The organism is Rhodococcus sp. SORGH_AS_0303, assembly GCF_030819335.1.
Taxonomy (GTDB): domain Bacteria; phylum Actinomycetota; class Actinomycetes; order Mycobacteriales; family Mycobacteriaceae; genus Rhodococcoides.
Genome location: NZ_JAUTBO010000001.1, coordinates 2,060,776 through 2,076,250, shown reverse-complemented (window position 1 = coordinate 2,076,250; position 15,475 = coordinate 2,060,776). Strand labels below are relative to the sequence as shown.

Genomic DNA, 15,475 nt, shown 5'->3' with positions numbered 1-15,475 from the left:
TCAGCTTCCCCGTGCGGGGTGCTCGATCTGCGCGACCTCGAACCGGGCCATGTCGATGCGAGCCTCGCCGTAGCGCTTGGCCTTCAGTTCGACGAGCCCGGCGGGCCACACCGTTGCGGGCGAGCGCGAGGACCGCTCGACGACCACGAGGGCGTCCTCGGCGAGCCACTCGCCCTCGACGAGTCGGTCCAACACCGAGGACACGGCGCCGTCCGACACGGAGTACGGAGGATCGGCGAGCACGAGGTCGTAGCGGCGCTCCGGTGTCCCGCCGACGACGGCCGCGACGGGCGCGGTACGCACCTGCGCTCCCGGCAGTCCCACGGACTCGATGTTCCGGGCGACCACGGCCGCCGCGCGCGCGTCGTTCTCGACGAGGAGGACGTGCTCGGCTCCGCGCGAGAGCGCTTCGAGGCCGAGAGCGCCCGATCCCGCGTACAGGTCCAGCACCGACGCACCGTCGAGGTACATCCGGCTCTCGAGCGCACTGAAGAGCGCCTCTCGGACCCGGTCCGCGGTGGGTCTGGTGCCGCGGGACGGCACGACGAGCGAACGCCCGCCGGCCGTCCCGGCCACGATCCTGGTCACTGCGAGAACCCTGTCAGGAGCGGTCGGTGGTGTCGCCGACGGCGATGACGCAGATCAGGTCCCCGCCCTCGACCTGGGCGACACCGGACAGAGCCAGACGGGTGACGGTGCCCGCCCGCGGTGCGGTGACGGCTGCTTCCATCTTCATCGCCTCGATCGTCGCGACGGTCTCCCCCGCCGACACCGACTGCCCCACCTCCGCGGTCAACGTCACCACACCCGCGAACGGCGCCGCCAGATGTGACGGATCGTCCCGGTCCGCCTTCTCCGTCGTCGGCGCATCCGCCGAGATCGACCTGTCCCGCACCGACACCGGCCGCAACTGTCCGTTGAGGATGCACATCACCGTCCGCATCCCCGCCTCGTCCGGCTCCGAGATCGCCTCCAACCCGATCAGCAGATCCACACCCTTCTCCAGGCGCACCCGATGCTCGTCGCCCTGACGCAATCCGTAGAAGAACTGATTCGCCGACAACCCCGAGGTGTCCCCGTACTTCTCCCGGTGCTCCGCCAACTCCTTCGCCGGCCCCGGGAACAACAGATGATTGAGACGATCACGCCGCTCGGTACTGGTGCCGGAGAGCAGCACCTCGTCCTGCGTCGTCAACGTCGCCTCCCCACGCCCGGCGCCGCGCCCCGCCAACGCGGTGGTGCGGAACGGCTCCGGCCACCCACCGGCCGGGGTGCCCAGATCGCCGCGCAGGAACCCGATCACCGAATCGGGAATGTCGAACTTCCCCGGATCCGCCGCGAAGTCCTCCATCGACACCCCCGCACCGACCAGGTGCAACGCCAGATCGCCCACCACCTTCGACGACGGCGTCACCTTGATCAGCCGGCCCAGCAACCGGTCCGCGTCCGCGTACGCCTTCTCCACGTCCTCGAACCGGTCCCCCAGACCCAACGCGATGGCCTGCTGACGCAGATTCGACAGCTGCCCACCCGGGATCTCGTGGGTGTAGACGCGGCCGGTCGGTGCGGGGAGCCCGGACTCGAACGGGGCGTACACCTTTCGGATCGCCTCCCAGTACGGCTCCAGATCGCACACCGCCGCCAGATCCAACCCGGTGTCCCGCTCGGTGTGCGCCGCCGCCGCCACGATCGCCGACAACGCCGGCTGACTGGTCGTGCCCGCCATCGACGCCGACGCCCCGTCCACAGCATCCGCGCCGGCCTGCCACGCCGCCAGGTACGTCGCCAACTGACCACCCGGGGTGTCGTGGGTGTGCACGTGCACCGGCAGGTCGAAATTCTTGCGCAGCGCCGTCACCAACGTCGTCGCCGCCGGCGCCCGCAGAAGCCCCGCCATGTCCTTGATCGCCAACACGTGCGCGCCGGCGTCGACGATCTGCTCCGCCAACCGCAGGTAATAGTCCAGGGTGTAGAGCTTCTCGTCCGGATTCGACAGGTCACCGGTGTACGACATCGCCACCTCGGCGATCGTCGTGCCGGTCTCGCGGACGGCGTCGATCGCCGGGCGCATCTGATCGACGTTGTTCAGCGCGTCGAAGATGCGGAAGATGTCCACACCCGTCGCCGCCGCTTCCTCGACGAATGCTGTCGTCACCCGCTCCGGGTAGGGGGTGTAGCCGACGGTGTTACGCCCGCGCAGCAACATCTGCAGGGCGATGTTCGGCACCGCCTCCCGCAGCGCCGCCAACCGCTCCCACGGATCCTCGTGCAGGAACCGCAGCGCCACGTCGTACGTCGCACCGCCCCAGCACTCGATCGACAACAGTTCGGGTGTGGTCCGCGCGACGTAGGGGGCGACCATCAGCAGTCCCGAGGTCCGCACGCGCGTGGCCAACAACGACTGGTGGGCGTCGCGGAACGTGGTGTCGGTGACGCCCAACGCCTTTCGCTGACGCAGGTCGCGGGCGAAACCCTCGGGACCGAGCTCGAGCAGCCGCTGCCGAGACCCGTCGCGCGGCGCGACGGACAGATCGATGTCCGGCAGCTTGTCCTGTGGGTAGACCGTGCTCGGACGCTCGCCGTGCGGCTTGTTCACCGTCACGTCCGCGAGGTAGGTCAGGATCTTGGTACCGCGATCGCCGGACGACCGCGCCGTCAACAGTTCGGGTCGCTCCTCGATGAACGACGTCGTGACGTTGCCCGCACGGAAGTCCTCGTCCTGCAGAAGTCCCTGCAGGAAGCCGATGTTCGTCGAGACACCGCGGATACGGAACTCCGCCAACGCCCGCCGCGACCGCGCCACCGCGTCCTCGAACGTGCGACCACGGCAGGTGAGCTTCACCAGCATCGAGTCGAAGTACGCCGACACCTCCGCACCCAACGTCGTCCCGCCGTCGAGACGGATGCCCGCACCGCCCGGCGTCCGATACGCGGTGATACGGCCGGTGTCCGGGCGGAACCCGTTCGCCGGGTCCTCCGTCGTGATGCGGCACTGCATCGCCGCACCCCGGATCCGGATGTCCTCCTGCCGCAACCCCAGATCCTCGAGTGACTCCCCCGAGGCGATCCGCAACTGCGACTGCACCAGGTCGACATCGGTGATCTCCTCGGTCACCGTGTGCTCGACCTGGATCCGCGGATTCATCTCGATGAACACATGGTTACCGTCCCGGTCCACCAGGAACTCCACCGTGCCCGCACACGAGTACCCGATCTTCCGCGCGAACGCCACAGCGTCACTGCACAACAACCGGGCACGAAGCTCGTCCGAGATGTTCGGCGCCGGCGCCAGCTCCACCACCTTCTGGTGACGGCGCTGCACCGAGCAGTCACGCTCGAAGAGATGGATCACATCACCGTGGGTGTCCGCGAGAATCTGCACCTCGATGTGCCGCGGCTCGACCACCGCCTGCTCCAGGAACACCGTCGCATCACCGAACGCCGACTCCGCCTCCCGCGCCGCCGCCTCGATCGCCGCACGCAACCCCGACGGCTCCGCCACCCGCCGCATCCCGCGGCCACCACCGCCCGCGACCGCTTTGACGAACACCGGGAACGTCATCGACTCCGACGCCGCCACCAACGCATCGACGTCCGTCGACGGCTCCGACGACGCCAACACCGGCAACCCGGCATCCTTCGCCGCCGCGATCGCCCGCGCCTTGTTCCCCGTCAGCTCCAACACCTCCGCCGACGGACCCACGAACGTGATCCCCGCCGCCGCACACGCCGCCGCCAACTCCGGATTCTCCGACAAGAACCCGTACCCCGGATAGATCGCGTCCGCACCCGCACGCACCGCCGCGTCGACGATCAGATCCACCGACAGGTAGTTGCGCACCGGATGCCCCGGCTCACCGATCTCGTACGCCTCGTCGGCCTTCGTCCGATGCACCGAATTGCGGTCCTCGAACGGGAACACCGCCACCGTCTGCGCCTCGAGTTCATACGCCGCACGGAACGCACGGATCGCGATCTCGCCGCGATTTGCCACCAACACCTTGGAGAACATTCCGGTCAACCTACCTTCAGTACGGGCGAGACGGAGCTATGACTTGTCCAGATATGAGACATGTGCGGAACGCAGCGAGCAGCCGTCGTGGTGCCGGGACAGTAGCGCCGATCACGTCCACGCCGCTCGCATCTCCTATGCAGAAATGTCGGCGGAGAGATTCGCGGCGGCCCACGTCATGTGTTCCGCCACCGAGGCGCTGGCAGCCGCGCCGTCGCCCGATCCGATCGCCTCGACGATGCGGCGGTGTCGGTCGGTGTCCATGTTCCCGACCGCGCGAGACTTGCCGGCCCACATGATGGACATGCGGATCGAACCCTCGAGGGACGTCCACGAGTGCACCAGGGTCTCGTTGCCGGTGAGCCGGCAGAGCAGTCGGTGGAAACTGAGATCGGACTCGATCCGGGCTTCGAGATCACCGTCACCGGCGGCGTCCATCAGGTCGAGCGCGCTCGACAGGCCGGCGACCGACTCCTGCCGGTCGTCTCGCTCCGCGAGCAGTGCGGCAGCGGTGGACTCGAGCGCGGCGCGCACGACGAAGATGTCCCTGATCTCCTTGTCGTCCAGATGCCGCACGTACAGCCGACCCCGAGCGCCGATGACGGCGAGCCCCTCCTGCTGAAGCTGCCGCAGGGCCTCGCGCAACGTGCCTCGGCTGATCTGCAGGCGCTCCGACAACTCCGTCTCCACCAGCGCGGAACTCGGACGCAGCTCGCCACTGGTGATGGCCCGACGCAGCGCGTCGAGAGCCTGATCGCGCAGATTCGTCTTCTGCAACCCCAGGAGCGTGGCGGGCTGTGCGGCCATGGAGACCTCCTCGAAACGGTGATGTCGACAGCTGCCGGTCGACAGTGATCTCAGGGTAACGGCCGCCCGTGTCGATCCGGCACTGCTCACCGCAACGCCGCGAGAACACGCTCCTCGATGCGGTCGGTGGACAACCCGTAACGATCGTGGAGCGTGGGGAGTGCGCCGGCGGCCAGGAACTCGTCGGGCAGCGCGATGGGAGTCACCTGACGCACCGTGCCGGACTCGACGCACGCCGAGGCGACCGTCTCGAAGAGCCCACCGATGCGGGTGTGGTTCTCGAGGGTGAAGGCGGCCCGGTCCGTCGAGAGTTCACGCAGGACGGTCTCCGCGTCGAACGGTTTGATCGTCGCCACGTGCACCACCGACACGTCCACCCTGTGCTTCGCGAGTCGCTCGGCGGCCTGGAGCGCACGCATGGTCATCAGACCGGACGACACCAGCACGACGTCGTTGCCCGGTCGAATGACCTTGGCCTTGCCCAGTTCGAAGGTGTAGTCGTACTCGTCGAGTACCGACGCGACCTTCCCGCGGAGCAACCGGAGGTAGGTCGGGCCCGGAGTCGCGGCGAGCTGGGGAACGGCCTGCTCGATGTCCACGGCATCGCACGGGTCGACGATGGTGAGGTTCGGCATTCCGCGGAAGATCGCCATGTCCTCGGTCGCCTGGTGACTCGGCCCGTAGCCGGTGGTGAGACCCGGGAGTCCCCCGACGATGTTGACGTTCAGATTCGGCTCGGCCGCGTCGAGGCACAGGAAGTCGTACGCGCGGCGCGCCGCGAAGACCGAGTAGGTGGACGCGAAAGGAACCAGGCCGGTCTCCGCCATGCCCGCCGCGGCGCCGAACAGCAATTGCTCCGCCATCCCCATCTGGAAGAAACGGTCGGGGAAGGCCTGCGCGAAGATGTGCATGTCGGTGTACTTCGCCAGGTCGGCGCTGAGGCCGACGATACGCGAATCCTGTTCCGCTGCACGGACGAGCGCGTGTCCGAACGGGGCCGCCGTGGTGCGCTGACCCTCGTCGACGAACGAGGCGATCATCGCCGACGTCTTGAGCTTGGGGGCGGATGCGGTGGTCATGAGTGGTCTCCCTCGTGAAATTCTGCGTCGTGGAAGCGAGCGGTGAGCTGATCCCGGCACACGCTCCACTCGTCCTCGTCGATACGCATGAAGTGCGCCTTCTCGCGGGTCTCGAGCATGGGTACGCCGAACCCGATCCGCGTGTCGCACACGACGACCGACGGGGTGCCGGTCGGCGACGTCCGCGCCGCGATGTCGTCCAGGGCGTCCAGCAACGCGCCCGCGTCGTTGCCGTCGACACGGTGGACGGACCATCCCGCGGCCGCCCACTTGTCCTGCACCGGTTCGATGCCCAGGACTCCCGCGGTGGGTCCGTCGGCCTGCAGTGCGTTCATGTCGACGAGTGCGACGAGGTTGCCCAGTCGGTGATGAGCGGCTCCCATCGCGGCCTCCCACGTGGAGCCCTCGTCCAGTTCCCCGTCCGACAGGAAGTTGAACACGAGCGACGGCGACCCCTGGTGGCGCAGTCCCAGAGCCATTCCCACCGCCACCGGTAGTCCGTGTCCCAGCGAGCCGCCGCTGATCTCCATCCCGGGCGTGTAGGACGCCATGCCGGACATGGGGAGCCGCGAATCGTCGGAGCCGTAGGTCTCGAGTTCGGAGACGCTCACCGTGCCCGCTTCCGCGAGCGCCGCGTAGAGCCCGATGGCGTAGTGACCGGTGGAGAGCAGGAAGCGGTCCCGCTCCGCCCAGTGCGGATCCGCCGGGCGGTAGCGCAGCCGTCCGCTGTAGACGGCGGCGAACATGTCCGCCGCTCCCAGTGCCTGACCCACGTATCCCTGACCCTGCGCTTCGCCCATGTCGAGGACGTGATGGCGCATGGCGTAGGCGAATCGCTCTGCGGCGCGGACCCGTGTCGTGCGGTCGGTGGTGATGTTGTCGGTGACGGTCACAGCGATTCCTTTCGAGTGGTGGCGGTCGCGACGAGGTTCTCGTCGAGCTCGGCCTGGAGTGCGAGTCGTCGTTCGGTGGGGCCCCACGTCTCACGGGTGGACAGGGCGGCGAGGAGACCGATCAGCGCGTAGACGCTGAAGAGGACTGCCGGCCCCATCCAGCCGTAGGAGACGAAGAGCAGCGTGGTGATGAACGGAGTGAAGCCGGAGACCATGGCCGAGATCTGGTAGGCCAGTGAGGCTCCGGACGCTCGGCGACTCGCCGTGAAGAGTTCGGGGAACCACGCGCCCTGCGCACCGGCGAGCGCGTTCTGGCACACGGTGTAGGCCAGGACGAAGGTGACGGCGACGAGGATGAAGGTGCCCGTGTTGACGAGGAGGAACATCGGGATTCCGAACAACACCCCGAAGGCACACACTGCGATGTAGACGGGTCGGCGGCCCATCCTGTCCGTCAGAGTCGCCCAACCGACGGTCGCGACGATGCCCAGCGCCGACGCGATGCAGAGAGCGGTCAGGGTCTCGGACTTCGTCGCCAGTTCCTCGTTGTGCAGGTAGGAGATCATGTAGGTGATGGACACGGCGTAGCCGGCGGTCTCGGCGATGCGCAGTCCGATACCCCGCAGGATGTTGCGCCAGTCCTGCTTCACGGACTCGACGATCGGCGCACGCTGGACCTGGCCGGACTCCTTGACCTCGTCGAACACCGGGGACTCCGGGACCTTGGATCGAATGATCAGACCGACGACGACGAGGACGATGCTGGCGAGGAACGGAACGCGCCAGGCCCAGTCGCCGCCGAGGTGCACGCTGAACAGGAACACCAGGTTCGCGAGCAGGAGACCCACCGGGAATCCCGCCTGCACGATGCCGGTGAACGCGCCCTTGCGCCGCCACGGGGCGTGTTCGTAGCTCATCAGAATCGCTCCGCCCCACTCGGCACCGAACGCCAGTCCCTGGACGATGCGGACGATGACCAGCAGCACGGGCGCGACGACGCCGACCTGGGCGTAGGTGGGCAACAGACCGATGACGAACGTCGCGAGTCCCATCACGATGAGCGACGCCACCAGAACGGGCTTGCGCCCGACACGATCACCGAGGTGGCCGCCGATGATGCCTCCGATCGGGCGTGCCGCGAAGCCGACGCCGAGCGTGGCGAAGGCGGCCAGGGTGCCGGCCACCGAACTCTGGCCCGGGAAGAACGCCGTTCCGAAGTAGAGCGCCGCCGCGGTGCCGAAACCGATGAAGTCGTACGTCTCGATCACCGCGCCGACGGACGATCCCACGGCGACGCGCTTGGCGTCGGGTGTGCCGTGGACCTGCCCGCGCATGGCCAGAGTCTCGCTGCTCATGACTACCCCTTTTCGAGGTGTTGGAGGTGTGAGGAAAGGGTGACGGATGCCGTCATCGATTACGAGTGTGACCCACCACACGTACACTGTCAACAGTCAACTGTTGGTTTCCAACAGTTGACTGAACCGCAGTTCGGGTCTTACTGTGTGCTGCATCACGACGAGCCTTCGCAGGCGGCCGACACCGGCCGTCGCCCCTCTCGAACCGTGACACCAGCCTCGACAGCCGTTCCCCCACACCCGTATCGGAGATCACCATGTTCGACACTCTGGCCCGACCGGCCACCGTCAGCCGTACCGCCGTCGTCACGGGAGCTGCCTCGGAACGGGGCCTCGGCCGCGCGACCGCGGCGTTGTACGCGGAGCAGGGCTGGGCAGTCGTCGTCCTCGATCTCGACGGGGAGGCCTCGGCCAAGGTCGCCGCGGACATCGCGAATGCGTACGGCGTCCGGGCCTTCGGTCACGAGGTCGACGTGGCGGACGAGTCGTCCGTGGAGCGAGCTCGTGCGGCCGTGGCCGCCGAGGTCGAGTCGGGATCGCTCCCCACCGTGGGCGCCCTGGCGAACATCGCCGGCATCACGTCACCGGTGCCGTTTCTCGAGACCACGCTGGACCTGTGGAACAAGGTGATGGCGGTCAACGCGACCGGCACCTACCTCGTCACGAAGGCCTTCCTCCCCGCGATGATCGATGCCGGGTGGGGACGCGTGGTCAACATGTCGTCGGTGTCGGCTCAACGCGGCGGCGGCGTGTTCGGCAAGGTGCCCTACTCCTCGGCGAAAGCGGCGGTTCTCGGTTTCACCAAGGCGCTGGCCCGCGAGATCGGACACACCGGTGTCACGGTGAATGCTGTCACGCCGGGCGCCGCGGACACCGCCATCCGGGTGGGGAGCACGCCCGAGCAGGAGCAGGCGATCGCCGACGGCATCCCGGTGGGACGCGTCGCCACGGCTCGTGAGGTCGCCGCGATCATCACGTTCCTGTCGTCGGAGGACGCGTCCTACCTGACGGGCACCACCCTGGACATCAACGGGGGAAGCCACATGCACTGACCGGGTCGCGTGTTCACGCCTTGTCGAGGAAGTCCACCCTGGTCGCGTCCACGGCGGATCGCATCATCGCCGCGAGACCGGGGTGCTCCACGAGCCCCGGGTCCCGATCGACGACGTCGCGGGCGAAGGTCTGGGCCGCGGTGATGATGTCGAGGTGATCGAGGAGCGACAACAGTCGCAGGGTCGTCGTGGTGCCCGACTGCGCTGCGCCCAACACGTCACCCTCCCGGCGTTGCCGTAGATCGAGAACGGCGAGCTCGAACCCGTCGGTCGTCGCCGCGACGGCGTCGAGCCTCGCGTAGGTGGGGGTGCCCGGTGCGAGCTCGGTGAGCAGGATGCACAGACCCTGGTGGCCGCCACGACCGATGCGGCCACGCAACTGATGCAGCTGACTCACGCCGAACCGGTCGGCGTCCACGATGACCATGACCGTGGCGTTGGGGACGTCGACACCGACCTCCACCACGGTGGTGCAGACGAGGACGTCGATGTCGCCGTCGTTGAACGCGGACATCACCTCGTCCTTCTCCTCCGTGGGCAGCCGCCCGTGCAGCAACCCGACGCGCAGGTTCGACAGAGCGCCGGCGCGGAGCGACTCGTACACATCGACCGCCGACGCGGTGTCCGGAGTGTCCTTGCCGAGATCCTCGGGCTTCTCGTCGCCGATCCGCGAACACACCACGTAGGCCTGGCGGCCGGCCGCCACCTCCTCGGAGATCCGGCTCCACGCTCGCTCGACCCAGGCAGGTCTGTGCTGGGCGGGAACGACCGAGGTGCGGATGGGCGCGCGTCCGCGGGGAAGCTCACGCAGGGTGGACGTCTCGAGATCGCCCAGCGTGGTCATGGCGATCGTCCGCGGAATGGGCGTGGCCGTCATGACCAGCAGGTGCGGGCTGACGCCCTCTCTCGCCTTCGCGCGCAACGCGTCCCGCTGCTCGACTCCGAAGCGGTGCTGCTCGTCGACCACCACCATCCCGAGGTCGAAGAACGACACCGTGCTCTGGATGAGTGCGTGAGTGCCGATGACGATGCCTGCGTCTCCGGTCACGATCGACAACAGCGCGGCTCGTTTCGCGGCCGTCGACATCGATCCGGTCAGCAGCACCACTCGGGTGGCGCGGTCGGGCGCACCCAGTTCCCCGGCCGTCGCGAGCGCCCCGAGTTGCCGCGTGATCGACCGGTGGTGCTGTGTGGCGAGCACCTCGGTGGGTGCCAGCAACGCGCACTGCAGTCCCGCGTCCACCACCTGCAGCATGGCGCGCAGAGCGACGATCGTCTTGCCCGATCCCACCTCACCCTGCAGGAGCCGGCTCATCGGCCGAGTGCGGGACAGGTCGCTCTCGATCTCCTCGGCGACCTCCTTCTGCCCGTCGGTCAGCTCGAACGGCAGCACCTCGTCGAAGGCGGCGGCGACACCGTCGGCCACGCGCGCGCAGGCCGGCGCCGTGCGCACCGCCACCGAGTGGCGCCGTTCGGCGAGCACCAACTGCAACGCCGTCGCCTCGTCGAAGCGCAGACGGTAGCGCGCGTTCTCGATGTCGTCCTCGGACTCCGGAAAGTGCACGACCCGCAGTGCGTCGTCGAGGCTCATCAGCGCGTGCTCGGCGCGCACCGTCTCGGGCAGCGGATCCTCGACGCGATCGAGCTGGTCCAGGACCTGACGCACGCAGCGCAGGAAGGTCCAGCTCTCGACCTCCCGCGTCGCCGCGTACATGGGAAGGAACGGAAGCGACAGCATGGACATGTTCACCGCACCGGAACTGTCCGTGGCGCCGCGAGCCATGCCGGCGAGCTCGCCGCCGCCGTGCGGGCGCCCCACCAGGTCGTCCTCGTCGCCCTCGAGCATCAGGTAACCGGGGTGGTTCAGCGACCAGGACGTCCGGAACCACTTGACCGTGCCCGAGAACATCGCGCGCGACCCCACCGTGATGTTGTGACGCACCTTGTGACCGTTGAAGAAGGTGGCGGAGACGTTCTGACCGTCGCACGTGAGCACGACCTTGAGCATGTGGCCCTTGCGCGCCTTCATGGGCACGAGGTCCGCCTTGGACACCGTCCCCACGACGGTGATGCGTTCACCGTCGTCCGGGTCCTTGCGGGCCAGCTCCTGACCCTGTGTCACGTAGCGGAAGGGGTAGTGACGCAGCAGGTCCTCGACCGTGACGAGACCGAACGCCGTCTCGAGCGGATCGGCGGCCCTGCGACCCAGTACGTGGTCGAGCCGGTCACCGAGCTGAACCACCGCGCTGCTCCCGTCCTGATGCTGCCGCCATCTGTGCGACCATTCCACCAGGCACCTGCGGCATCGGCGCGTGCGGGCCGGTTTGGACTCGGGGCACCCGAGCGGCTAGTCTTGCAGGGTTGCGTCTGACGCGTCCGGCATGCCCGGAGGTATCGGGCGCAGTTGTACGAAGATCTTGCCCCACACCGGCCACGGTTCGAATCGTGTCCCGGTCTCACCTCGAATACCAAGGAGTTCGCGACTATGGCTGCCGTCTGCGACGTATGCGCCAAGGGACCCGGCTTCGGTAAGTCGGTTTCGCACTCGCACCGCCGTACCAACCGTCGCTGGAACCCCAACATCCAGACCGTCCGCGCGCAGGTCGCGCCGGGTAACTCTCGTCGGCTCAATGTGTGCACCTCGTGCCTCAAGGCCGGCAAGGTGGTCCGGGGCTGACGTTCCCGCACGACATTTTCACGGCAAGGCCCCGATACCTCGGTATCGGGGCCTCTGTCGTCTCCGGCGACTCTGTCGTTTCCGGAGCCGAGCGGTCCTGGTCTAAGTTCGAACGATGACCGAATCAGTCGACCCCCCGGCCACGTCCCCCGTCACCGTCGAGGACGGTGTCCTGTACGTACGGGTGGCGACGCCCCGCGGCGGCAACGTGCTGAACGGCGAGGCGATGGCCGCAGGCGCTGCGTCGCTGTCCGATCTCGACGAGTCCGTGGGCGCCGTGCTGCTCGTCGGCGCCGAATCCAACTTCTGCGCCGGTGGCGACGTGCGCGCCTTCCACGGGGCGCCCGACAGAAGCGCGTTCGTCCGGCAGCTCGCCGACACGTTCCACGATTTCGTCCGCGCGCTCACCTCGGTGTCGGTCCCCGTCGTGGCGGGAGTACCGGGCTGGGCAGCGGGCGCGGGCATGTCGCTCGTGTGTCACGCCGACATCGCGATCGGCGGTCGATCCACCCGGCTCCGTCCCGCGTATCCGGCGCTCGGCTTCACTCCGGACGGCGGTCTGACGTGGGCTCTCCCCCGCATCATCGGCACCCGCCGCGCGCGCGACATCCTGCTCACCGACGGCGTTCTCGGCTCGGACGAGGCCTACCGCCTGGGTCTGCTGACACGGTTGGTCGGTGACGACGTCATCGCATCGGAGGCCGAGCGGGTGGCGCGCTCTCTCGCGGCCGGGCCCACCGAGGTGTCCCGTGCGACCAAGCGGTTACTGCTCGCCTCGGACTCCGCGTCGCTGTCCGATCAGCTCGACGCCGAGACCGACTCGATCTCTCACCAGGCGTCCACCGCGGACGGCATCGAGGGTGTCGACGCCTTCGTGGAGAAGCGCCGGCCGTCCTTCGGCCACTGACGGCCGCCTCAGTCCAGACGCCAGTCGACGGGTTCCTCGGCCAGCGTCGCGAGATGGTCGTTCACGGTGCTGAACGGCCGTGAACCGAAGAACCCTCGCGACGCGGACAGCGGTGAGGGATGGACGGACTCGACCGTGGGCGTGGACCCGAGCAGCGGCTTGGCCGTCGCGGCGTCGCGTCCCCAGAGGACCGCGACCAGGGGGCGGCCGGGTCGGTTCACCAGAGCGGTGATCGCCTGCGCCGTCACCGCTTCCCAGCCCTTGCGCCGGTGCGACGCCGCCTTGCCCGGTTCCACGGTCAGAACACGGTTCAGCAGGAGCACACCACGATCGGCCCACGGAGACAGATCACCGGTGGTGGGTGTCGGCAGGCCGAGATCGGCGCTGTACTCGGTGAAGATGTTCGCGAGACTGCGCGGGACCGGCCGCACGTCGGGCGCGACCGAGAAGCTCAGTCCCACAGCATGTCCCGGCGTCGGGTAGGGATCCTGTCCCAGCACCAGCACACGCACCTCCTCGAACGGGCGGCTGAAGGCGCGCAGCACGTCCTCCCCGGCGGGCAGGTAGCCTCGCCCGGCGGCGTTCTCGGCGCGCAGGAAGTCGCCCATCCGGGCGATGTCGTCGGCCACCGGACCGAGCGCGGACGCCCACCCCGGATCCGCGACGGGCGCCGTCACGACAGCACGCGCAGCGCGCCCCGGTAGTACTCCGCATTGGCCTTGTACATCGCGACGTTGACGTCCACGTGCCCCTCCGCCACCTCGTGGCTCTCGCGGACCTTGGCCGGAACCCCCAGTGCCATCCGGCGTTCGGGCACGACGGCGTCGAAGGGGACCACGGCGCCGGCGCCGACGATCGCGCCGGATCCGATGGACGCGCCGTTGAGGACGACACTGCCCGACGCGATGAGGCACGCGTCTCCGATGGTCGCCCCCTCGACGTGCGCGTTGTGCCCGACGACGCACCCGGCGCCGATCACGGTCGGGTGGATCGGCGTGCAGTGCACGACGGTGCCGTCCTGAATGTTCGTGTCCTGCCCCACGGTGATGGTCCCGTAGTCGCCGCGCAGCACCGCCCCGGGCCACACCGACACTCCCGCAGCGAGTGTCACCGCACCGATGACGACGGCATCGGGATGCACGTAGGCGGTGGGGTGGATGTCGGGTTCACGGTCACCGAGTGCGTAGACGGTCATGGCTCCAGCATGTCATCCGGTCAGATCCTTCACCATGCACACCGACTGCTCCTCGTGCCGGTAGAGGCCGAACTTCGGTACGAGCGGTCGATACCCACTCGAGGTGTAGAGGCCGATGGCCTCGGGTTGACGCAGTCCGGTCTCGAGGACCAGTCGTAGCCGGCCAGCGTCGCGGGCGGTGTCCTCGATCGTCCGCAGCAGGGCACGCGCGACGCCCGCGCCGCGCGCCTCGGTGCGGACGTACATGCGCTTGATCTCCGCGTCGCCGGTGCGCAGGCCCTCCGCCTCGGGTCCTCCGTGCTCGTGGGTCCGCCAGCCGCCCATACCGACGACGGCGCCGTCCAGGACGGCCTGCAGCATCACGCCGTGCGGAGGCAGGAACTCCCGGACGTCGAGCGGCGTCTCGTCGGGGCCGCCGTAGCGGCGCACGTACTCCTGCTGGACCTCGTCGATCATCGCGACCACGTCCGGGTCGTCGAGCCGAGTGGTCGTGACCGTCAGAAGCTCGTCCATGCCGCAGGTCCTTCCCATCGCACACCGTCCACCGTGACTCCTGTTCCCGCACTCACGGATCCGATCCGGCGCCAGCCGGTCGGCACGTCGTCGGAGGCGAACGTCGCGAGCAGCACGTGGTCCTCCCCGCCGCCGAGAGCCCAGTGCAGCGGGTCGACGCCGAGTTCGGTGCCGGCGTGCACCACGTCCTCGGGGATCTCCATGTCGGCCGACGAGATGTCGAGCCGCACAGCGGACATCGCCGCCAGATGTCCGGCGTCGCCGATCACGCCGTCGGACACGTCGCACATCGACGACGCTCCCGCGCGCGCCGCGGCCGGACCGTCGGCGGGATCGGGCGTCGGGACACGATGTGCCGCCAGCAGATCCGGGTGGGTGGTCGAGCCCGCCTCGTACAGTGCCCACCCGGCAGCGGACCGGCCGGTGGGTCCGGACAGTGCGAGCACGTCCCCCGGCCGCGCACCGGACCGCAGCACCGGGGGTCGCCCCTCGAGGTCACCCAGCGCGGTGATCGACAACACCAGCCGGTCCCCTCCCGTGACGTCCCCGCCGACGATCGACGCGCCGACTCGCGTCGCCTCCGCCCACAGACCCGCGGTGAGCGCGTCCACGTCCGACACCGCGGTGGTCGACGGGCACGACATCGAGACGAGGAATCCCGTGCACCGCGCGCCCATCGCGGCGATGTCCGCGGCGTTCTGCGCGATGGCCTTTCGGCCGACGTCGTGATGACTCGACCAGTCGAGGCGGAAGTGTCGACCCTCCACCAGCATGTCGGTCGTGACGACGACGCGGGAATCGGGGGCGGCGATCACCGCCGCGTCGTCCCCCGGCCCGATCGCGACCGATGGGGGGTGGACACGGCCGGCCGTCGCGCGGCCGATGAGTGCGAACTCACCGAGGTCCCCCACCGTCCCGGTCGCGGGATCGTCCGCCTGTGACACAGAACTCCTCCATCACCGTCGTGGATCACCGTCGTGCAGCA

The 15,475-nt window shown here is 68.7% G+C and carries 14 protein-coding genes; 3 read left to right on the top strand and 11 right to left on the bottom strand.

Annotation, left to right across the window (positions count from 1 at the left end; all coding sequences use genetic code 11):
- The 6 genes from rsmD to QE449_RS09805 form a co-directional block, all read right to left on the bottom strand.
- The gene (gene rsmD / locus QE449_RS09830) at positions 1-588 is read right to left on the bottom strand and encodes a 16S rRNA (guanine(966)-N(2))-methyltransferase RsmD (RefSeq protein WP_222637741.1); all 588 of its coding nucleotides are present in this window, start codon (positions 586-588) and stop codon (positions 1-3) included.
- A gap of 13 nt (positions 589-601) precedes the next feature.
- Entirely contained in the window at positions 602-4,012 is a 3,411-nt protein-coding gene (locus QE449_RS09825; protein ID WP_307108722.1) for a pyruvate carboxylase, read from the bottom strand.
- A 135-nt stretch (positions 4,013-4,147) separates the two neighbouring features.
- Positions 4,148-4,819 (bottom strand): GntR family transcriptional regulator, encoded by a 672-nt coding sequence (locus QE449_RS09820; RefSeq protein ID WP_027506987.1) that lies wholly within the window; start codon positions 4,817-4,819, stop codon positions 4,148-4,150.
- 86 nt (positions 4,820-4,905) lie between these two features.
- Positions 4,906-5,898 carry a transketolase family protein gene (locus tag QE449_RS09815; protein WP_027506988.1) on the bottom strand — a complete coding sequence of 331 codons (993 nt, stop codon included), beginning with the start codon at positions 5,896-5,898 and terminating at the stop codon, positions 4,906-4,908.
- A complete protein-coding gene (locus QE449_RS09810) occupies positions 5,895-6,791 on the bottom strand; it encodes a transketolase (RefSeq protein WP_307108721.1) in 897 nt (298 codons plus the stop codon). The genes QE449_RS09815 and QE449_RS09810 overlap by 4 nt, the downstream gene beginning before the upstream one ends.
- Positions 6,788-8,146 (bottom strand): MFS transporter, encoded by a 1,359-nt coding sequence (locus QE449_RS09805; protein ID WP_051613647.1) that lies wholly within the window; start codon positions 8,144-8,146, stop codon positions 6,788-6,790. Before QE449_RS09805 ends, QE449_RS09810 begins: the two co-directional genes overlap by 4 nt.
- Before the next feature lie 257 nt (positions 8,147-8,403).
- Here QE449_RS09805 and QE449_RS09800 point away from each other — a divergent pair, with 257 nt between their 5' ends.
- The gene (locus tag QE449_RS09800) at positions 8,404-9,198 is read left to right on the top strand and encodes an SDR family NAD(P)-dependent oxidoreductase (protein WP_037187033.1); all 795 of its coding nucleotides are present in this window, start codon (positions 8,404-8,406) and stop codon (positions 9,196-9,198) included.
- A gap of 13 nt (positions 9,199-9,211) precedes the next feature.
- On the opposite strand, the gene recG is transcribed toward QE449_RS09800, so the two are convergent.
- Positions 9,212-11,440 (bottom strand): ATP-dependent DNA helicase RecG, encoded by a 2,229-nt coding sequence (gene recG / locus QE449_RS09795; protein ID WP_056446195.1) that lies wholly within the window; start codon positions 11,438-11,440, stop codon positions 9,212-9,214.
- Positions 11,441-11,683: 243 nt separating this feature from the next.
- Here recG and rpmB point away from each other — a divergent pair, with 243 nt between their 5' ends.
- Both rpmB and QE449_RS09785 read left to right on the top strand, forming a co-directional pair.
- The gene (rpmB, locus tag QE449_RS09790; protein ID WP_042576517.1) at positions 11,684-11,875 is read left to right on the top strand and encodes a 50S ribosomal protein L28; all 192 of its coding nucleotides are present in this window, start codon (positions 11,684-11,686) and stop codon (positions 11,873-11,875) included.
- A gap of 115 nt (positions 11,876-11,990) precedes the next feature.
- Positions 11,991-12,782, top strand: a complete 792-nt coding sequence (locus QE449_RS09785; protein WP_027506992.1) for an enoyl-CoA hydratase/isomerase family protein — start codon at positions 11,991-11,993, stop codon at positions 12,780-12,782.
- A gap of 8 nt (positions 12,783-12,790) precedes the next feature.
- Here QE449_RS09785 and QE449_RS09780 read toward each other — a convergent pair whose 3' ends face one another.
- From QE449_RS09780 to QE449_RS09765, 4 genes are read right to left on the bottom strand one after another with little or no spacing between them, the layout of a single operon-like run.
- Complete coding sequence (locus tag QE449_RS09780; RefSeq protein ID WP_307108720.1) at positions 12,791-13,459, bottom strand: uracil-DNA glycosylase; 669 nt, start codon at positions 13,457-13,459, stop codon at positions 12,791-12,793.
- Positions 13,456-13,977, bottom strand: coding sequence for a gamma carbonic anhydrase family protein (locus QE449_RS09775; protein WP_222637748.1), 522 nt, complete (start codon positions 13,975-13,977; stop codon positions 13,456-13,458). Before QE449_RS09775 ends, QE449_RS09780 begins: the two co-directional genes overlap by 4 nt.
- A gap of 12 nt (positions 13,978-13,989) precedes the next feature.
- The gene (locus QE449_RS09770) at positions 13,990-14,490 is read right to left on the bottom strand and encodes a GNAT family N-acetyltransferase (RefSeq protein WP_222645371.1); all 501 of its coding nucleotides are present in this window, start codon (positions 14,488-14,490) and stop codon (positions 13,990-13,992) included.
- Positions 14,475-15,434, bottom strand: coding sequence for a thiamine-phosphate kinase (locus QE449_RS09765; RefSeq protein WP_056445450.1), 960 nt, complete (start codon positions 15,432-15,434; stop codon positions 14,475-14,477). Before QE449_RS09765 ends, QE449_RS09770 begins: the two co-directional genes overlap by 16 nt.
- Between the last annotated feature and the right edge of the window lie 41 nt (positions 15,435-15,475).